At 70.5% G+C, this 18,758-nt stretch carries 21 protein-coding genes; 6 read left to right on the top strand and 15 right to left on the bottom strand.

From position 1 onward, the window contains the following. Window positions 1-2 precede the first annotated feature (2 nt). From ACSP50_RS15825 to ACSP50_RS15805, 5 genes are all read right to left on the bottom strand, one after another. Window positions 3-206, bottom strand: coding sequence for a hypothetical protein (locus ACSP50_RS15825; RefSeq protein WP_014690227.1), 204 nt, complete (start codon window positions 204-206; stop codon window positions 3-5). A 41-nt stretch (window positions 207-247) separates the two neighbouring features. Beyond that, window positions 248-1,462: an RNA polymerase sigma factor gene (locus ACSP50_RS15820; RefSeq protein WP_014690226.1), complete on the bottom strand. Its 1,215-nt coding sequence runs from the start codon at window positions 1,460-1,462 to the stop codon at window positions 248-250. Beyond that, window positions 1,459-1,791 carry a YciI family protein gene (locus ACSP50_RS15815; RefSeq protein ID WP_014690225.1) on the bottom strand — a complete coding sequence of 111 codons (333 nt, stop codon included), beginning with the start codon at window positions 1,789-1,791 and terminating at the stop codon, window positions 1,459-1,461. The genes ACSP50_RS15820 and ACSP50_RS15815 overlap by 4 nt, the downstream gene beginning before the upstream one ends. Window positions 1,792-1,877: 86 nt before the next feature. Then, the gene (locus ACSP50_RS15810) at window positions 1,878-2,456 is read right to left on the bottom strand and encodes an NADPH-dependent FMN reductase (protein ID WP_014690224.1); all 579 of its coding nucleotides are present in this window, start codon (window positions 2,454-2,456) and stop codon (window positions 1,878-1,880) included. A gap of 93 nt (window positions 2,457-2,549) precedes the next feature. Continuing rightward, window positions 2,550-3,071, bottom strand: a complete 522-nt coding sequence (locus ACSP50_RS15805) for a PadR family transcriptional regulator (protein WP_014690223.1) — start codon at window positions 3,069-3,071, stop codon at window positions 2,550-2,552. A gap of 56 nt (window positions 3,072-3,127) precedes the next feature. Here ACSP50_RS15805 and ACSP50_RS15800 point away from each other — a divergent pair, with 56 nt between their 5' ends. The 3 genes from ACSP50_RS15800 (at window position 3,128) to ACSP50_RS15790 (ending at window position 5,487) form a co-directional block, all read left to right on the top strand. After that, window positions 3,128-3,859, top strand: coding sequence for a sulfite exporter TauE/SafE family protein (locus tag ACSP50_RS15800; protein ID WP_014690222.1), 732 nt, complete (start codon window positions 3,128-3,130; stop codon window positions 3,857-3,859). 54 nt (window positions 3,860-3,913) lie between these two features. After that, window positions 3,914-4,369: a GtrA family protein gene (locus ACSP50_RS15795; RefSeq protein ID WP_014690221.1), complete on the top strand. Its 456-nt coding sequence runs from the start codon at window positions 3,914-3,916 to the stop codon at window positions 4,367-4,369. A 650-nt stretch (window positions 4,370-5,019) separates the two neighbouring features. Beyond that, window positions 5,020-5,487: a hypothetical protein gene (locus ACSP50_RS15790; RefSeq protein ID WP_043511496.1), complete on the top strand. Its 468-nt coding sequence runs from the start codon at window positions 5,020-5,022 to the stop codon at window positions 5,485-5,487. A 106-nt stretch (window positions 5,488-5,593) separates the two neighbouring features. Here ACSP50_RS15790 and ACSP50_RS15785 read toward each other — a convergent pair whose 3' ends face one another. Then, window positions 5,594-7,555, bottom strand: coding sequence for a glycosyltransferase family 2 protein (locus tag ACSP50_RS15785; protein WP_014690219.1), 1,962 nt, complete (start codon window positions 7,553-7,555; stop codon window positions 5,594-5,596). A 400-nt stretch (window positions 7,556-7,955) separates the two neighbouring features. Here ACSP50_RS15785 and ACSP50_RS15780 point away from each other — a divergent pair, with 400 nt between their 5' ends. Beyond that, a complete protein-coding gene (locus ACSP50_RS15780) occupies window positions 7,956-8,861 on the top strand; it encodes a glycoside hydrolase family 6 protein (protein ID WP_014690218.1) in 906 nt (301 codons plus the stop codon). Between the two features lie 56 nt (window positions 8,862-8,917). Here ACSP50_RS15780 and ACSP50_RS15775 read toward each other — a convergent pair whose 3' ends face one another. From ACSP50_RS15775 to ACSP50_RS15765, 3 genes are all read right to left on the bottom strand, one after another. Continuing rightward, complete coding sequence (locus tag ACSP50_RS15775) at window positions 8,918-10,858, bottom strand: galactose oxidase early set domain-containing protein (protein ID WP_099343784.1); 1,941 nt, start codon at window positions 10,856-10,858, stop codon at window positions 8,918-8,920. 446 nt (window positions 10,859-11,304) lie between these two features. Continuing rightward, window positions 11,305-11,628 (bottom strand): STAS domain-containing protein, encoded by a 324-nt coding sequence (locus ACSP50_RS15770; protein WP_014690216.1) that lies wholly within the window; start codon window positions 11,626-11,628, stop codon window positions 11,305-11,307. Next, complete coding sequence (locus ACSP50_RS15765; RefSeq protein ID WP_014690215.1) at window positions 11,625-12,182, bottom strand: ATP-binding protein; 558 nt, start codon at window positions 12,180-12,182, stop codon at window positions 11,625-11,627. The genes ACSP50_RS15770 and ACSP50_RS15765 overlap by 4 nt, the downstream gene beginning before the upstream one ends. Before the next feature lie 226 nt (window positions 12,183-12,408). Between ACSP50_RS15765 and ACSP50_RS15760 the strand changes: the two genes are divergently transcribed. After that, complete coding sequence (locus ACSP50_RS15760) at window positions 12,409-12,864, top strand: DUF6232 family protein (protein ID WP_014690214.1); 456 nt, start codon at window positions 12,409-12,411, stop codon at window positions 12,862-12,864. Window positions 12,865-12,879: 15 nt separating this feature from the next. On the opposite strand, the gene ACSP50_RS15755 is transcribed toward ACSP50_RS15760, so the two are convergent. The 4 genes from ACSP50_RS15755 to ACSP50_RS15740 all read right to left on the bottom strand — a co-directional run bounded on the left by ACSP50_RS15755 (window position 12,880) and on the right by ACSP50_RS15740 (window position 16,933). Continuing rightward, window positions 12,880-13,467, bottom strand: a complete 588-nt coding sequence (locus ACSP50_RS15755) for a hypothetical protein (RefSeq protein WP_014690213.1) — start codon at window positions 13,465-13,467, stop codon at window positions 12,880-12,882. A 133-nt stretch (window positions 13,468-13,600) separates the two neighbouring features. Further along, window positions 13,601-15,529, bottom strand: a complete 1,929-nt coding sequence (locus ACSP50_RS15750; RefSeq protein WP_014690212.1) for a LamG-like jellyroll fold domain-containing protein — start codon at window positions 15,527-15,529, stop codon at window positions 13,601-13,603. Window positions 15,530-15,536: 7 nt separating this feature from the next. Continuing rightward, window positions 15,537-16,145, bottom strand: coding sequence for a 3-oxoacid CoA-transferase subunit B (locus ACSP50_RS15745; protein ID WP_043514246.1), 609 nt, complete (start codon window positions 16,143-16,145; stop codon window positions 15,537-15,539). A gap of 20 nt (window positions 16,146-16,165) precedes the next feature. Further along, window positions 16,166-16,933, bottom strand: coding sequence for a CoA transferase subunit A (locus tag ACSP50_RS15740; protein ID WP_014690210.1), 768 nt, complete (start codon window positions 16,931-16,933; stop codon window positions 16,166-16,168). A gap of 83 nt (window positions 16,934-17,016) precedes the next feature. Here ACSP50_RS15740 and ACSP50_RS15735 point away from each other — a divergent pair, with 83 nt between their 5' ends. Further along, window positions 17,017-17,772 carry an IclR family transcriptional regulator gene (locus ACSP50_RS15735; RefSeq protein WP_231956942.1) on the top strand — a complete coding sequence of 252 codons (756 nt, stop codon included), beginning with the start codon at window positions 17,017-17,019 and terminating at the stop codon, window positions 17,770-17,772. 47 nt (window positions 17,773-17,819) lie between these two features. On the opposite strand, the gene ACSP50_RS44600 is transcribed toward ACSP50_RS15735, so the two are convergent. Both ACSP50_RS44600 and ACSP50_RS15730 read right to left on the bottom strand, forming a co-directional pair. Further along, window positions 17,820-17,948: a hypothetical protein gene (locus tag ACSP50_RS44600; RefSeq protein WP_014690208.1), complete on the bottom strand. Its 129-nt coding sequence runs from the start codon at window positions 17,946-17,948 to the stop codon at window positions 17,820-17,822. A gap of 28 nt (window positions 17,949-17,976) precedes the next feature. Further along, entirely contained in the window at window positions 17,977-18,756 is a 780-nt protein-coding gene (locus ACSP50_RS15730) for a dienelactone hydrolase family protein (RefSeq protein ID WP_014690207.1), read from the bottom strand. Between the last annotated feature and the right edge of the window lie 2 nt (window positions 18,757-18,758).

Genomic DNA, 18,758 nt, shown 5'->3' with positions numbered 1-18,758 from the left:
CCCTACTCCGAGCGGCGGACCTTGCGCATCAGCATCGCCCACACCCCGTAGCCGGCACCGACGTCGCCGGTGACCGCGCCTGCGGCCGAACCCAGAAACAGCGCCTTCGCGCAGTCCGGGCAGACCTCGCGACCGGTCACGGTCTGCTCGAACGGCTCGCGCACACTGCGCCCGCAGTCCGGGCATTCCCGCCCTGAAAGTCCCATCGCCTGATCTCCTCACCGCCGGGCGCCCGAGTGTACGGCCCTCAGGACAAGCCGGCCCGGCGCCGCTGCAGGTGGGCGGTCTCGGCACGGTTGGTCGACAGGACGATGGCCCGGTCGTACGCCGTTCTGGCCTGATCGTGCTGCCCCGACCGGCGCAGCAGCTCGGCCCGGGTCGCGTGGAACGCGTGGTAGCCGTCCAGCGGCAGGTCGTCGATCAGTGCCAGCGCCACCCGCGGCCCGTCCCGCTCGGCGACCGCGATCGCCCGGTTGAGCCGCACGACCGGCGACGGGTCGAGCCGCAGGAGCTGGTCGTAGAGGGCGACCACCTGCCCCCAGGCGGTGTCCCCGGCGTGCCGGGCATCGGTGTGCACCGCGTTGATCGCGGCCAGGATCTGGTAGCGGCCGGGCGCCTGCCCGCCGGCGAGCCGGGCCCGGACCAGCGCGTGCCCCTCGGCGATCAGCTCCCGGTCCCAGAGGGCGCGGTCCTGGTCGGTGAGGGTGACCAGGTCGCCGGTCGCGGACACCCGGGCGGGGCGCCGGGCCTCGGTGAGCAGCATCAGCGCGAGCAGCCCGACCACCTCACCGTCGTCCGGGAGCAGGGCGCGGACCAGCCGGGTCAGCCGGATCGCCTCCGCGGTCACGTCGGCGCGGACCGGCTCGCGGGCGGGATCCGACGCCAGATACCCCTCGTTGAAGATCAGGAACAGGACGGCCAGGACCCCGCCGACCCGGATCGGGAGATCTTCGCGGAACGGTACGCCGTACGGGATCCGGGCGTCCTTGATCTTGGCTTTGGCCCGGGTGATCCGGCGGCTCATGGCCGCCTCCTCGACCAGGAAGGCGCGGGCGATCTCGGGCACGGTCAGCCCGCCGACCATCCGCAGCGTCAGCGCCACCCGCGCGTCCATGGCGAGCGCCGGATGGCAGCAGGTGAACACCAGTCGCAGCCGGTCGTCGTCGACGGCGCCGAGCGGGCCGGGCGGGTCGTACGTCATCAGCGCCTCCCGATGGATCTCGTCGCGCCGCACCTCACGCCGCAGCCGGTCGATCGCCTTGCGCTGCGCGGTCGTGGTCAGCCAGGCACCCGGATTCGGCGGTACGCCGTCGGCCGGCCACCGTTGCACCGCGATCGCGAACGCCTCGGCGGCCATCTCCTCGGCCACGTCGAGATCACCGATCCGCCGCGCCAGGGTCGCGACCACCCGGGCCCACTCGGCCCGGTGCACCCGGGTGATCACCTCGTCGATCGCGGTCATGCGCCCAGGAACGGGCGCAGCTCGACCCTCCGGTTGCAGGCCTTCGACCCGGCCGCGGCCAGCCGCAACGCCTCGTCGAGGTGCGCCGCCTCGACGATCCAGAAGCCCACGATGTGCTCCTTCGACTCCAGGTACGGCCCGTCGGTGAACACCGGCTGCCCGTCCCGCGCGTCGACGACGGTCGCACTGCCCGGCGCCGCCAGTCCCCCGGCGAACACCCAGTGCCCGTCGGCCCGCATCTTCGCGTTGAAGACGTCGATCGCCGCCGCCTCCGCCTCGGTCGCCCGCGTGTCGGCGTCGTTCAGCACGGACATCAGATACTGCGTCATCGCGATGCTCCCGATCCCGGTGGCCGCCGGCGGCGGCCGCTCCACCCTGCTACGAACGGACCCGCCCCGATCCGACAGCCCCCTGATCAGAAGGTGGCGCGGACGTCGGCGCGCAGCCGGTGGACGCCGGCCTCGACCTTGACCAGCTCGTCGAGCATCGCGGTGGCGGCCTGCTCGGCGGCCGGGGCCGGGGTGAAGACGCCGTCGGTGAGGTGCTGGGCGTGGAACGGGATGTTCACGCTCTCGACCACCGGGATCATCCGCAGCGTGGTGACCACCTGCTTGAGCTGCTGCACGGCGCGGGTGCCGGCCGCGATCCCGCCGTAGGAGACGAAGCCGACCGGCGCGTACGCCCACTCCTGGGACAGGTGGTCGAGCGCGTTCTTCACCCCGGCCGGGTAGCCGTAGTTGTACTCCGGGGTGACGACCACGACCGCGTCGGCGGCCGCGACCCGGGCGCTCCAGTCCCAGGTGTGCTGGTGCACGTACTGCCGCAGGCGCGGGTGGTGCGGGTCGGCCAGCAGCGGCAGGTCGATCTCGGCCAGGTCGGCGATCTGCACGTCGAAGCCGCCGTGCTTGGCGGCCGCCTCGGCGAACCACCGGCCGATCGGCAGCCCGGCCCGGCCGGGACGGGTCGAACCGATGATGATCATGAGCTGGGGCATGGGGATGCCTTTCGAAGTCCGGAGACGATCACGACCACCCGCCCATTGTGCACCGGTTCGCGACCTTCGGCAGCGGCGTCCCCGGCGGCGGTTTCAGGCGGCGGCGTCCCGCTCGCGCGGGCGCTGCGCCAGGTGCCGGACCCACTCGATCGCCGAGGTGGCCATCACCACCGCCAGCTCGGCCCGGGCGTGCCGGACCGACAGCGCGTCCTGGCGGGGCAGGCCGGGCCGGGGTCGCTGCGCCTCCAGCACCGCCAGGCAGCGGGCGACGACCGCGTCGAAGGTGGCCCGCTCGGTGGCGGCCATCGCCAGCAGCACCCGGTCGAGCACGTCCGGCCCGGCCGCGTCCGGCGGCACGTCGAGCAGCCAGCCGAACTGCCGGCGCAGACCCGCGTCGGTCAGCGTGAACACCCGCGGCGAACGCGGTGGCAGGGCGCGGGTGCTGGGCCGCACGTACCCCGATTTCTCCTGCCGGCTCAGGGTCTGCGCAACCCGCAGCACGTCGACGGCGCGGTCGGCCCCGAAGGTCTGCTCGTGGCGCTGCTTCAGGTCGTAGGCCGAGCCGGGCCGGTCGGCCAGGAAGACGAGCAGGATGTCGCCGAGTGTCGCCGTCATGACGGGCCGCCCCTCCCGGGTCACGCCAGCTTTTACAACAGTGTAGAAGCTAACAGGTGACCATCCCGCACCTGCCGTCCCTCGCGGCGGCCTCGGCGGCCGCCTTCCTGCTCGCCTGGCTGTCCGCGGTGGCCGGCTTCGGCGGCGGGGTGCTGCTGCTGCCGGTGTTCACCGCGCTGTTCGGCCTGCGGGTGGCGGTGCCGATGCTGACCCTCACCCAGGTGTCCAGCAACGCCTTCCGGGTCCTGCTCAACCGTCGCGACCTGCACTGGCGGCTGGTCGCCTGGTTCACCGCGGGTGCCGCCCCGTGCGCGGTCGTCGGCGGCCTGCTGCTGGCCCACGCCCCGCTGGGCGCGCTGAAACGGGTGCTCGGCGTCTTCCTGATCGGCGTGGTCGTCTGGCGCCGGCTGCGCCCACACCCCGGCCGGCCGGCCGACCCGGCGTTCGCCGCGGTCGGCGCCGCCTCCGGGCTGGGTTCGGCGCTGCTCGGCTCGGTCGGCCCGCTGACCGCGCCGTTCTTCCTCGCCTACGGCCTGGCCCGGGCCGCCTACATCGGCACCGAGGCAGCCAGCGCCCTCGCCATGCACCTGTCCAAGATCGCCGGCTACGGCGCCGGCGACCTGCTGACCGGACAGGTTCTGTGGTACGGGGTGGCGCTGACCCCGGCCACCCTGGCCGGGGCATGGGCCGGGCGCCGGGTGGTCGGCCGGATCAGCGACCGGGTCTTCGTCACCCTGGTCGAGCTCGGCCTGATCGCCGCGGGGCTGCTGTTCATCCTCGGCTGGTGAACCGGCCGGACGCTGGTCGCCCTCCCCTCACCTGCGCCTGGTGCGCTGGCGGCGATGACGATCCCGCCGAGGCGCGCCGGCGACCTCCTCACCGCGTGGGTGGACCGGCTGCCACCCCGGCTGCGCCGCCACCTCCCCCGCGAGCTGGCCGGTTTCGCCATCCTCGGCTGGTTCACCTTCACCGTCGACCTGACCCTGCTCACCGTGCTGCGCCGGCACACGTCGCTGCCGCTGCCGGTCGCCGTGTCCATCGCGTACCTGACCGCTCTCACCCTGAACTTCACGCTGAACCGCACGATCACCTTCCGGTCGCACGCGCCGGCCGGCCCGCAGGTCCTGCGGTACATCGTGGTCATGGTCGGCGACTACCTGCTCACCGTCGGCGTCTCGACCGGCCTGACGATGCTGGGCGCGCCGTTCGCGGTCGCCCGCGTCGCGGCGTCCTTCCTGGTCGCGATCCTCACCTACGCCGCTTCTCGCTGGTGGGTGTTCCGCGATCGCCGCACCTAGCCTAGTAGGACAGCAGAACTTCCGTGAGGCGGCGTCTCCGCTGGCAGCGGCTTGTTGTGGCCCCGTGCTGGTGCCGACGGCGCCATCGTGACCATCGATCGATGAGGTCGCGATGGCGGCGGGTGGTGATCAGGTATGCCAGCAGACGGCGGGTCCGTCGAGATTGAGGGCGATGAGGCCGCCCTCGGGCGGTCGTCTTTTCCCGCCCTGGCGGCGGCGACGGCACGAAACGCGTGGGCGAGCATGGCCAGGGTGATGTAGGCGTCGTAGCGGCGAACCTGGTGCTCGTCGAGGCCAACTTGGCCTTCGCGGTTCGAAAGCATTCCTCGATCGCCCAGCCACTTCCCGCGACTTTGATGAGGACACGGCTGAAGTTGATCTCGCACGGGTGACCAACGGAGTTTTCTGACCGTTCGGCGGATCCTTGGGGCGGCCATTCGGTCACTGGTGGCATCGCCGAAAGGGATTACTCCGGCGCGGCCGGTTCCTATTGTGATTTCATTTTCTTACGTCATCCGAATGGCGTAAGGGCATCCGAATTCTCGCCCGGATTATCGGCCCGTGATCCGATCTGTCGGCGGCGTCATGCCGCCGAAAGAACTGATGTATCCATCGGAGGGAAAATGAAAAGAATTGCTCGTGTGCTCGCTATGAGTGGTCCGGGCCTGGGTGCCGCTCTGGTGATCGCTGCGGGGCCTGCGCAGGCTGCCACCGTCACGGCCCAGCCGGCCGTGCACAGCGCGTCGGTCCAGGCCGCGGGCCATTGGGACGACAGTGATGTCGTCGGGTACTTCCGGACCCGGTTCGGGTGTGAGCGGGTCGGCCGGCTCGGCGAGTACCACGGCCGTTGGGATGACTACGACTGCTCGCGGGTGTGGTCCGGGTTCAACCGCGGCGCCTGGGTCCTGGAGGTCGCCGCCGACGACTGGAACGGCGACTGGGACGACGACAACTGGTACCACGGCTGGTACGACAGCTATCACGGTGGGGACTTCGACGGCGGCTGGGATCACGGTGGCTGGCACCATGATGACGGCGGTTGGGACGGCCACCACCCGGACGGTTCCGGTAGCGTAGCCGTGTTCCCGCTCCACTCCCGGGCCCGATCAGTGAACTGACCTGAGGCACCGGTTGCGGGTCATGCCTGTGCTGGCGTGGCCCGCAACCGTATACACCCGGCTGCGCAGGCGAACGCGGCGCCAGCCGATTACGTCGGCATCGAGGTCATCCGTGTGAACGAGGTGCTGTTGCGGGCTGCGGAGTCTGATCGGCCGAGTCGGTGCGTTGCGACGGCACGTCTACCGCAGCTGGGGCAGGCGCCGGCAGGCGGTCTTCGTGCCGTTGTCCGGATTTTGAGCCCGCGGACAGCAATTCCTTGATGGCTGCTTTCGGGATTTCCTTGGTGATGTCCCCGGCATGGTGCGGTCCAGGGGCCGGCAGCGGTTGCCGACCGACGGGGGTGGTCGCTGCCTTCCGGGTCAGTCGCGGCCCGGCTTGCCACAGGGTGAGGGGAAGTAGGCATACAGCCAGGGAGGTGCACGGCCATAGCAGCGACGCCGGGCTCGCGTAGCCGCGTACATAGGAAACGGCTACAGCGGCGGTCAGGACGGCGAGCCAGCCAAGGTGGTTGCGGAAGGTGCGCAGGCCGTCGTTACTGGTGCTGGTTCCTTTCGGGGTGACCACGAATTTGGCCGGTCGCCGCAGCAGGGTGCTGCACAGCTGCCCGGCGTACAGGGGTGCGGCGATGACGGACATGAGCATGCCGGTCAAGCCCCACGAGTTGGGTGGCTCGTAGGGGCTGACGTTGTAGCGCCGGTTGTGGATGTACAGCCACAGTGAGAACACGGTGGCGTCGGTGTAGAGGGCGAGCCAGGTGCGGGCGACGATGGTCATGCCGGTGACACCGAGGCCGAGGAACAGCACCGAGTTCAGGATGCCCAGCAACCAGCCGATCGCCATCGACGGGTAGAACGTGGTGATCAGCATGTAGTGCAGCATCGCACCGGGCGACAGTCGCAGGAAGCGCCGCCAGAAGGTGCCGGAGAGGATCTCGAAGGTGCCGCGCGACCAGCGGCGTTGCTGGCTGAAATAGTCGCTCCAGCTTGACGGGCCCTCACCGGCCGACAGCACGTCCGGGGTGTACACCGATTTCCAGCGGTTGCCGGTGGCCCGGTTGCGACTGGTGTGGAACGCCAGACCGGTGGCCATGTCCTCGGTGATCGAGTCGGCCAGACCTCCGATGCCTCGGATCGCGGCGATCCGGATGGCGTTGTTCGTGCCGACCAGCATCGGCGTGCCGTAACGGTTGGCGGCACGCTGGATGACGCTGTGGAACGGGAACTGCTGCGACTCGGCGGCGCGGGTGACGAACTCCTCGCCGTTCTTGTAGCACTGCGGCCCGACCGCATAGGCCACGTCGGGGTCCCGGAAGTAGCCCAGGATTCGTTCGGCGAAGTTGGCCAAGGGCACGTGATCCGGGTCGACCGACAGCAGCACGTCGTACCGGTCGCCGTGGGCGTCGAGCCAAGCGTTGTAGTTGCCGTGTTTGGTCCTGGCCTTGAACGCCCCGGCCGGCTGGTTGTAACCGGTATTGCCCTTCCGGGTGAAGTGCCGCACGCCCAGCTCGGCGCAGACCGCTTTGACGGCCGGGTCATCGCCCTCGTCGAGCAGCCAGACGTCGAAGGTCCCGCGGTGCCGGATCCGGGTAGCCGCACGCAACGTGTCCGTGACGACCGCGATGGGCTCCTTGCTCGGCACGATGGTGGTCAGAAAGGCCACCCGGAGGTCGTCGTCGGGTACGACGGGGACCGGGTCGCGGGCCACGACCGAGGCCAGCGACAGCGACAGTACGTTGATCAGGCGAAGCAGCTCGACGACGGCGATCGCCGCGATCACGACGAGGTTCGCGACCCGGGCGGCCTGGGCCGCAGGGCCGATGTGAGTCGGCCCGATGTGGTCCGGCCGTAGCAGCCAGGCGAAAAAGAACACTTCGAAGCACACGTTGCAGAGCGCGATCACCGCAGCGTTAATCATGTGGCGCCGGCCGTCGACCGCTCGCTGGTTGCGATAGGCCACCCGGTACGGACGGTCGTCCGGGACGACGGTGAGCGGACCGGCGAGACGGCTGAAAGCTTCCAGCCGCGCCCAGGACGCATCGACGGCAGGCGGCTCAGGGGTTGAGGGCACCAGGATCCTTTCGCTGTCCGAGACGCCCGGCCAGGCGCATGCCTTACGGCGGTCGATGCCAGGGCGTTTCCGCGGGTGCGGGATCGGCGTTCAGCACGGCGAGCGTAGGAGCAACGGCTAGTCAGCGCATCTTCCACCGGCACGGTTTGTACGGCTTCGTCCCTTTTATTCGGTTAAAAATCACCCACTTCGGGGGGTTCCGATAGCATTTATTCCGTCTTCCACTGTTGAAAGGGCTTGCCTTCTCGTGTTGATTCCCACCCGACGCCGGCGATTCACGCTCGCCTTGATCGCTATCAGCGCGATCGCGATGGCCTTGTGTTGTGTCAAGGAATTCGCCACCGACGGACACCGGCGCGCACCGAAGCCGAGCACAGCGCGGCCTGGCGCTGCAACTTCGATGCTTCGGGAGAACAGTGCGCTGGCACAGCAGCATTTCTATGTGGATCCGCACGGGCGCGCAGCGACTCAAGCCGCCCAGTGGCAGGCCGACGGACACTCGCAGCAGGCCGCCCTGCTACGCAAGATCGCGGATCGGCCGGTAGCAGACTGGGTTACCGACGGACCGATACCCGTGGCCGAACGGGTGGGCGCACTCGTGGGTCGGGCCGAGGCCGCCGGGCAGCTGCCCGTGCTGGTGGCCTACAACATCCCCGACCGTGACTGCGGCGGTCACAGCTCCGGCGGCGCCGCCTCCGCCGCCCGTTACGGCGAGTGGATTCGCGGATTCGCCCGGGGCATCGGCAACCGACCCGCGGTGGTGATCCTCGAGCCGGACGCGATCGCGCACTCGCTGCAGGGTTGCGCCGAATCCGGCGAGCGACTCGCCGTGCTGCACGACGCGGTCACCGTCCTCAAGGGCAACAGCTCCACCAGCGTCTACCTCGACGCCGGCAACCCGGGCTGGATCACCGACACGCGTCAGCTGGCACTGGCGCTGCGGCGGGCGGGAATCGCCGAGGCGGACGGTTTCGCGCTCAACGTGGCGAACTTCTACACCACCTCCGACAACATCACCTTCGGCAACGGCCTGTCCGACGCGCTGGGCGGCCACATCCACTTCGTCGTCGACACCAGCCGCAACGGAGACGGGCCGGCGCCGAGCGACGATACCTCCCGCTGGTGCAACCCGCCGGGCCGCGCGCTGGGTGCGGCACCGACCACAGAGACCGGTCAACCCCTGGTCGACGCCTTTCTGTGGGTCAAACGTCCCGGTGAATCCGACGGCTCCTGCCGTTCCGGCGAGCCGCCTGCCGGGCAGTGGTGGCCGGAGTACGCCCTCGGCCTCGCGGCTCGCGCTTCCTGACCGGCATGAGAGCGGGCACCCCTTCCGGATCCGGCGGAGCGCCCGCTCGATGCAGGTCAATGCACGGTGATCCACCGAGCTACCGACGGAACGCCGGCTCGGTTGACCACGAACGCCATGTAAGGTCCCGGAGGCATGAGCGCGGCCTGCTCCGGCACCGTGACGCGCACGCCGGCGGCTGTCGTCGTGAAGGGCACCGCCAAGGACCGCTGGTCCGGATTCAGCATGTGCGTCGCGGCGCTGGGCCGGATCAGCCGGACACTGGCGATCTCCGCCGGCGAGCTTGTGGCGAAGTCGGCTTTCTGCCCGTAGCCGACGACGGGCGGCCCAGCAGTGATCTGGGGCCGCGGCCCGTGGAACAGGTACGGCGGCGTGTAGATCTCCAGCCGCTGCTCGAACGTTCCGGAAATGGTGTTCTTCTTGTCGGCGTACAACGGATCGGAACCGGCCGTCAGCACCCGCCCGTCGGGCAGCAACACCGCCGAGCTGTGATAGTTACGCCCGATGTGCGGGTCCGCCGCCATCGACAAGGTATTGGTGTCCGGATGGTAGATCCGCGCGACATGGTTGTCGCTCGCCCCGCGGCCGCGATAGTCGCGCGAACCGTTGGTGATCAACGTGGTGTCGTCCGGCAGGTTCACCAGGCTCGGATAGCGAGTAGGCTCCGGCAGATCCGGCCCGGGCCGGAAGTGCGGCGTCGGATCGTTGAGGTTGATGATGTCGATACGCCGGGTCGAGTGGCGAGATTCGCCGACGCCTCCGCCACCGACCACCATCACCGTCTGGTTCTGCACCGGCCCCACCCACGCCGACATGCTGGTTTCCAGCTGGTCAGGATCGCGTAGGCCGGAGACGTTGCGGAAGCTGTTGTCACTCAGGTTCCACAGGCCCGGGTCACGGCCGCGGTCGGCCGGCCCGTACCCCGAATTGGAGCCCGTGTAGAACAGCACGCCGGGCTTTGCCGTCTGCAGCAATGTCGGGTAGGTCGGGAAGTAATGATTGAGGTCCTTGCGGACCGTCCACGTCTGCGTCTTCGGGTCGAAGACCTCGTTCCGGGTCCCATCGACGACCTTGCCGCTGCCGTCCAGGCCGGACAACGCCAAGACTGAGCCGTCCGACAAGCCCGTGAGCGTCGGATACCAGCGCTTCTCGTGCATATCGGCGACCCGCTCGTACCGCTCGGTCACCGGGTTGAACTCGTAAGCCTCCTTGCGGCCCTGATAGTCCTGCTTATCCATGCTGATCCGGTCGGTCATGCCGTACACGTTGCGCGCATCGGCTCCGGTGAGCCCGTCGATGCGGTATTGACCGCGGATGCCGGTGGCATACTGGACGCCGTCACCGGCTCCGTCGACCCACACGTCGACGGAGCTCGCCGCAACGGCGACCTTCGTCTTACCGCCGGCCGCCGCCGGCGTCACCGTCTTGGTGGCGGCGGGAACCGTGAAGGCATCACCGGAGGTGTAGCGCAGCCCGTTCGCCGCCACGAACACGGTGCCCTTCGGAAAGGAACGGGCGCCGTCAGGTGACTCGTTCTTCACCGTCATCGTTCCGCCCGCATGGGTCACGTCCGGCTGCAGCACCTCGTAGCGCAGCGTGCCGCCGGCGACCAGAAGCTTGCCATTTGGCAGAAACGCATGACCCGCACAAAACAAATCGGTCGGGGTAGGTACCAGCTTCGTGTTTCCGCTGACCGGATCGAACACCAGTGTCTTGAACGTGCCCGCCTTGAATTGGGTGCGGTCGTTGCCCGAACCCGCGATCAACAGCAGCTTGCCGGACGGCAGCATCGCCGAGTGGATGGCGTTCACCCGGCTGCCCGCCGGTAGTTTCACCACCTGCCAGAAACCATGCGAGCTCTTGTACGCCGCGCTATTGATCAACTTTTCGTGCTGCCACCGCGACACCGCCGACCACACCGGCGGCACATTCACCGCTCCCACGACCGCTGCCGCCGCAACGGGCCACACCACCTTGCGGACAACGGTACGCGCCAAGAAACCAGACAAAGGAAGCCCTCCGAGTCGATGACCGACCGACGGTAGAAGGGCGCGACCATCCGGATCAATCACCCAATCAGGGGCCAGGGGGTCGGCAAAATTACATTCGCTCGAAGCTTCGTATGCCGGCCGCACTATTTGTCCGTCGCCTATTTCAGATCCGTAAAAGACTGTCGTCGTCGGCTTCGCCCGACGCCGAGGCGAGCGACGGCGCAATAGCCGTCCGGCTACGGAAAATAATCGTACGGTTGCGAAACGTTTTTGCGTAGCTACGGACAGCCTTTCCGTCACGAAGATGGCGTCCTCGGGATTTCGCCCCCGGAAGCGCCTGATCGTACGGCACTCTTTCCGCAGTCGCAGCCACCGCAGCCCACAGCCGTGACAGCTCCACCGATGAGGTACAGGCGCCAGCAGGAGTCGGGACGGTCGATGCGGCGCTGCCTTCAGCCGGGGTCGGTGGTCAGTGTGTCGAGAACACCTGCGACGGTCAGGACGCGCCGAACGTGGCCGGCGGCGTGAGTGACAGTGAACTGGCGGTTGCCGGCGGTCGCGGTATTACGAGCGACGATCAGGGTGGTGATCACCGTGGAATCGAGGAAGGTCACCGCGGACAGGTCGACACGCACCGTGATGATGCCATCAACGGCGAGTTGACCGGCGAACAGGTCGTTCAGGGTGGCGGTCGCGGCGAGGTCGAGTTCTCCACTGAGGGCGATGGTGCTGGTGGCGGTGTCGCGTTGGACGCTGTGCTGCCAGGTGGGGTTCATGCCGGTGTGCTCCCGCCGTCGCTGCCAAGAAGCGGCGGACCAGGCATGACGGCCAGCTCCGACTGCTGTCGTGCGGGCACCGTACCGGAGTCTGCGGCCGGTGTCACACCGGCCGGCATACCAGGAGTAGTCAGGCAGATGGTGATCGTGACGGTCACGCCATCGGGTCGATCGGTGATGAGCAGGGTGTCGCTGAGCTGGGTGGCCAGCCAGAGCCCGCGGCCACCGGGCACGCCGGCCGGTGGCGGGCTGACGATCGGGGGGACGCCGCCGGGGAATCCGCTGCCGTGGTCGCTGATCTCACAGGTCACGGTGTTGTCGTACCGACGCAGCAGCAGCCGACCCCGACCGCCGCCGTGCCGCACGGCGTTGGTAATCAGCTCCTGCACAGCCACGATGAAGTCGTCCAACCGTTCCCCGTGCAGCCCGGCGCCGGCTGCCGCGGTTCGAACCGTGTGGCGCAGGTCGGTCAGAGCCGCCGCGGCGAAGCGGGAGTCCAGCGTCGGCGCCGGTCTGTCGACCGGCCTGGCGAGGGCAGGGGCCGGCGTGCGCATGCCTACACGGTGCCCGGGTGGCGGTGCCGCAAAACGCCCACTCTCGTGCCGCTTGTCATCGGTACCGTGAGGTGATCGAAGCGATCACGTGGAAGTACCGCACCGACAAACCAGCCGTCCACTACCAGGCCGCACTCACCCTCGCAGGGATCCTGCTCTGGACCAAACCATGATCCGAGAGACGCTTTCTGGCGCGCCGGGTGCATGCTGTAAGCGGGTGGTGACGATGCGAATCTATTACCAGGACGCCGACATCACGGTGGCCGGCGCGGGCGTCGAGGTCAACGGCCATCTCTATCCGTTGGGCGAGATCGAGAACGCCTGGCGCCGCGGCCGCCGCTCGGTCGGCCGCCGCGGCCGGATCGCCCTCGTCGTGCTCCTCGCCGTCATCGTCTTCGAAGTCGTGGTCTGGGCGCTGACCTGGTGGCTGTGGGCGTTCCGCGGCCTGCTGGTGATCGCCGCCCTGCTGCTGATCCGGGTCGTCGCCCACCTGGCGGCCGGCTCCACCGGCCTGCAGGCCCTGGAGGACCTGCGCCGGTACGGCCGCCGCCACCAGTTGTGGATCAGCGTCGCCCGCACCCCGATCTGCGTCCTGTCCACCAACGACGCGATCCGCTACGGCCAGGTCTGCCGGGCCCTGACCCGGGCCCTCAACGACTACGACATCACGCCCAGCCGCTGACCCGGACGCCGCCGGTCAGTTCAGCAGGCGCTGCGCCCAGTAGAGCTGGCCGTCCGGGCCGGCGCTGACCAGGGCGATCAGCACGTCCGTCGGATTGCGGGACGCGGGCAGGACCACCTCGACGGTGACCGGAGCGGCGTCCACCGAGGCGACGTGGACGGCATTGCCCCGGCTCACGTAACCGCCGCCGGTCGCGACGGTGCCGGCACCGCGCAGCCACGGATAGCGGGCCTGGGCCCGGTCGAGGACCGGATCCTCGCCGAGGAACAGGTCACCGGGCCGGGCCGACGTCGCCGCGACCATGTCCGGTTTGACGTGCGCCCTCTTGTCCAGCACGACGATCCAGAAACTGTTGCCCGCCCGCGGGTGCGCCGGACGGGTCCAGGTGACCTCACCGAGGAACGTGCGGTCACCGTCCCCGGCGACGATCGCCCGGCCCGGCCCGAACGCGGCGGTGACCGCCGCGGCGTCGGCCGGGTGCAGGGTGGCCCGGGCGTTCATCGCCTTCGGCCCGAACGGCGGACGGTGATGCCACCAGCGCCAGCCGACGACCGCGGCCACGGCCACGATCAGGGCTGTGACCAGGATCGCCGCTCGTTTCACACCGGGCAGTAGATCATGTGGGCAGATCCCGCACCTACCGGCGTACCCGCGCGGCCCCACCGTGCCCGCCGGCGTAGGGCGGCCGGACGAACCACCGGCGCGGTGCTCACCACCCGCCGGACCCGGTGGGACTTCAGCGGCCCGTGGCGTACAGGGCCGACACGGCGGCCGCGTCCAGCGCGTACGGGTAGACCCGCACGTCGCTGATCGATCCGGGGAAGTAGTCGCCGTGGGCGCCGGCCCAGAGGCCGCGGCCGACCGCCAGGGAGTGGTCGGCGCGCCAGGCGCCGGTGACCGCCGCCGGGGTGCCGGCGGGTTTGCCGTCGACGTAGAGGGTCGCCGTACCGGTGGCCCGGTCGATCACCCCGGTCAGCAGCTGCCAGGTGCCCGCTCTGACCGGGCCGCCGCCGGTGCCCGCGAAGACCGGTGCGGCCGCGTCGTCGGTGGCCGGCACGGTGATCGCCCAGCGTTTCCCGGTGCCGTCGTACTGCAGGTAGAAGGCGCTCAGGGAGGCACCGTCCTGGCTGACCACGGTCCGGTTGCCGGCCGGGACGGCGGTCAGGCGCGCCCACGCCGAGATCGTGTAGCTGCCCCGGGTGTCGACGACGGCGGAGGCGGTCTCGCAGGATGCGTCCGCGCCGTCCAGGGTGGCCCCGCCGTCCGCCCAGGTGACGCCGTTGGTGCAGGTGAGAGTCTGCAGGCCGGCGCCGCCGGTGTCGGGTGCGGTGTCGCCGGCGCCGTCGGCGAGGCGCCAGCGGGCGGCCAGGGCCGGGGTGGGCGGCGGCGACCACGCCTGGGTGGGGTATCGGGAGCGGGTGCAGGCGGCCAGCGTCAGCGGGGCCGGGATCCCGGTGCCGGTGGTCAGGCAGGTGCCGGTGGACGCGTTGCGCAGCCCGCCGTCGGATTCGGCGATCCAGCGCTGGGCCGCGGCGCCGGTGCAGGTGGCCAGCTGCGCCTGGCCGGCCGCGGTCACGACGAGGCACCTACCGAAGGCGCGCAGGGTGCCGTCGGTCGCCGTGGTCCACTGTTGCGCGGTGGAGCCGTTGCACGGGTACGAGTCGACCGCCGTGCCGTCGGCGGTGCCGGAGTGCCACACGTCCAGGCAGTCGGCGGTGGCCTGCCGGCCGCGGATCGGCCCGGTCGCGGCGGTCGCCGGGGTGTCCCGTGGTGCGGACACCTCGACGTAGTCGACCTTCATCCGGGCGTACACCCCGGAGGCCGGCGGGTCGACCGGCGGGCCGGGCCAGCCGCCGCCGACGGCCACGTTGAGCAGCAGCCAGAACGGCTGGTCGAACGGCCAGGTGCAGCCGGCCGCGACGACGTCGGCCCGGAACGCGATCGAGTAGAGCAACCCGTCCACCCAGGTGGAGATGTGGTCGGGGTACCAGTCGGTGGAGAACACGTGGTAACCGCCGGTCAGGGACGCGCCGGAGGGCAGCCGGGATTCGCCGCCGACGCCGTACCAGTCGGCGGTGGTGCTGCCGTCGCCGTTGCGGATCGTGCAGGTGCCGGTGGTGCCGCGCGGCCCGATCGGCCCGCCGTGGGCGACCGTGCCGTTCTCCCCCGGCGCGCCGTCGTCCATCACGTCGATCTCGCCGTTGGCCGGCCACTGTCCGGTGTCGCCCTGCGCCCAGAACGCCGGCCACACCCCGGCGCCGGCCGGCACCTGGATCCGCGCGGTGAACCGGCCGTACCGCTGGCTGAACAGGGTGCCGGTGCGCAGCCGCGCCGACGTGTACGCGCAGGAGCCGGCGGCACAGTCGGCGCGGGCGTCGATGGTCAGGTGCCCGGCGCCGTCCAGGTAGGCGTTCGCCCGGGAGTCGGTGTAGGTCTCCCGCTCGGCCGCGTCGCCGAACTGCGGGCCGGGGCCGACGTCGTACCCCCATCGCGTCGGATCGACGACGTCGCCGGTGAAGTCGTCACGCCAGGTCGGCGCCCAGCCGGCGGCGCTGATCGGGGCGGCCGTGGTGAGGTCGGTGGCCCGCGCGGCTCCGACCGGCACCACGAGAACGGCCGCGGTCGCCAGCACAGCGACGGCCAGGCGTCGCAACGTATCGATCACGCTGAGACTATGCCAGCAGCTCCGGCTCGGTCTTGCTCCGGACCTCGTCCTCGGTGACGCCGGGGGCGAGTTCGACCAGCCGCAGTCCCTCGGGGGTGACGTCCAGGACGGCGAGGTCGGTGATGATCCGCTGGACGACGCCGCGGCCGGTGTACGGCAGCGAGCACTCCTTGACGATCTTGTAGGAGCCGTCCTTGGCGACGTGCTCCATCAGCACGATCACCCGGCGGGCGCCGTGGACCAGGTCCATCGCGCCGCCCATGCCCTTGACCATTTTGCCGGGGATCATCCAGTTGGCCAGGTCGCCGGCCGCGGACACCTGCATGGCGCCGAGGATCGCGGCGTCGATCTTGCCGCCGCGGATCATGCCGAACGAGGTGGCCGAGTCGAAGTACGACGCGCCCGCGCGCACGGTGACGGTCTCCTTGCCGGCGTTGATCAGATCCGGGTCGACGTCGTCGTCGGCCGGATAGGCGCCGACTCCGAGGATCCCGTTCTCGGAGTGCAGAACAAGTTCGACATCATCCGGTACGTAGTTGGGCACCAGGGTCGGCAGCCCGATCCCGAGATTGACGTACGACCCGTCGGTGAGCTCGGCGGCCGCCCGTGCGGCCATCTGCTCGCGGCTCCAGCCCGTCACTTCGCTCCTCCGGCCCGCACGGTGCGCTTCTCGATCCGCTTGTCGGCGGCCTGCTCGGCGGTGAGCGCGACCACCCGGTGCACATAGATGCCCGGCGTGTGAACCTCGTCCGGGTTCAGCTCGCCCGGCTCGACGAGGTGCTCGACCTCGGCGATGGTGATCTTCCCGCACATCGCGGCGAGCGGGTTGAAGTTGCGGGCCGCCCGGCGGAACACCAGGTTGCCGTGCCGGTCGCCCTTCCACGCGCGGACCAGGCCGAAGTCGGCCACGATCGCCTCCTCGAGCACGTGCTCGCGGCCGCCGAACACGCGGGTCTCCTTGGCCGGGGAGGCCACGGCGACGGCGCCGGTCGAGTCGTAGCGCCAGGGCAGTCCGCCGTCGGCGACCTGGGTGCCGGCGCCGGTCGCGGTGTAGAACGCCGGGATGCCCGAGCCGCCGGCCCGCATCCGCTCGGCGAGCGTGCCCTGTGGGGTGAGTTCGACCTCCAGCTCGCCGGACAGGTACTGCCGGGCGAACTCCTTGTTCTCCCCCACGTAGGAGGCGATGATCCGGCGGATCCGGCCCCGCGCGAGCAGCAGTCCGAGACCGAAGTCGTCCACGCCGGCGTTGTTGGAGACCACCTCGAAGTCACCGGTGCCGGTCGCCACCAGCGCGTTGATCAGCACTGACGGGATACCGCAGAGTCCGAAGCCGCCCACCGACAGCGTGGCTCCGGCCGGGATGTCGGCCACCGCCTCGGCGGCCGAGCTCATCACTTTGTGCATGTCGCGATCCTGGCTCCCGCCGCACGCCGCCGCCAACGAACCGTTCGTTGATCGAGATTCCGGGGTGGGGTAACGTCCACTCAGTGAACGCTCCCCCGGATGTGCTCGGCCGCGCCGGGGTCCTGCTGCGCGCCATCTCCAGCCACGAGCCGGAGGGCGCCACCACGGCCGAGCTGGCCCGCCTGACCGCGATCGCCCGTCCCACCGCGCACCGGCTGCTCACCGCGCTGATGACGGAGGGTTTCACCGACCGTGACCCGGGCGGCCGCTGGCGGCTGGGTCCGGAGCTGTATCTGCTGGGCACCGCCGCCGCGGCCCGCTACGACGTCACCGCGGTGGCCCAGCCCAGTGTCCGCCGGCTGGCGGTGGCCACCGGCGAAAGCGCGTTCTTCTCGGTCCGCCGCGGCGCCGAGACGGTCTGCCTGCTCCGCGAGGACGGCAGCTTCCCGATCCGCTCGCACGTGCTGCACGAGGGCATCCGATTCCCCCTCGGCGTCGCCTCGGCCGGCCTGGCCGTCCTGGCCTACCTGCCGGCCGCCGAGGTCGACCGCTACCTGTCCGACAACGATCTGGTCCCGGGTTACGGCCCGGCCCACACTCCGGACCGCGTCCGGGAGCGGATCTCCACCACCCGGCGCGAGGGGTACGCGGTGAATCCCGGCCTGATCGTCGAGGGCAGCTGGGGCATGGCCGCCGCGGTGTTCGACCGCCGCGCCCGCCCGATCGGCGCCCTCAGCCTGACCGGCGTCGAACACCGCTTCGCCGCGCAGCGCCGCCCTCAACTGGGCCGCCTGCTGCTGGAGGAGGCCCACCGCCTGTCCGCCAGCGACCGGCTCTGACCCCGGAGTTGCGCCAGGACCGGCCGCGCCACCGCGAAGACGGTTCGTCAGTCCGGTGGCTCCGGCACCTCCGGCTCCGGATCGCGCGGTGGTTCGGGCCGCTCGGATTCGGGCACGTCCTGCAGGTCGATCGGGCGCTCGACCGGCTCGGGCGGCCGCTCCTCGGGATTCGTCATGGAGATCGCATACCCGCTGCCCGGTGGCCTACACCGGCACGTGCTCCCGGAGGAAGGCGAGGATCCCGGCGGCGGCGGACGGGTAGCCGGGGTCGCCCGGGTTCAGATACTGTCCGTGGCCCTCGCCCCTGACCACGACGAACTGCTTCGGCCACGGTACCGCCCGGTAGGCCGCCCGGCCGGCCCCGATCGGCACCACCGGATCCTGATCGCCGTGCAGGAACAGGATCGGCGCGGCCGGGCCGCCGAACGCGGTGGCCGGGCGCCGGCCGGCCACGGACACCGCGGCCCGCAGCGATGCCGGATGCCCCTCGACGAACAGGCCCAGCGTGGTCGTCGCCCCGGCGGAGAACCCGACCGCGGCCACCGCGCCGGGGTCGAGGTGCGCGGCCAGCTTCCCGGTGGTCAGCTTCGCCAGCACGTACGCGGCGTCCGCGGACTGGTGCCCGATGTCACCGGCGTCGACCCGCACCCGGCCGTTGGTGTGCGGGTACGCCGGCGCGGCCACCACGTACCCCGCCTGCGCCCACTGGGTGGCGAGCGGCGTGAACTGCTCCGGCAGGCCGCCGAGACCGTGGCTGAACAGCACGATCGGATGCCGCCCGGCCGCCGTGCCGGTGCCGCGCGGGCCGCTGAGATACCAGACCGTGGTCGGCAGCGGCCGGTCCTCGCCCCGGGCGAAGCTCAACACCTCGCTGAGCACCCGCGGACCGACCGGGCCGGCGGCCCGCGCCTGCCGGCCGGCGCCACACCCGGCGAGCAGCGCCGGTACCAGCGCCAGCAGCAGGACGACCCCGATTTTTCGCACGC

The organism is Actinoplanes sp. SE50/110, from assembly GCF_900119315.1.
Taxonomy (GTDB): domain Bacteria; phylum Actinomycetota; class Actinomycetes; order Mycobacteriales; family Micromonosporaceae; genus Actinoplanes.
This window is presented reverse-complemented; position numbering and strand designations above follow the sequence as displayed.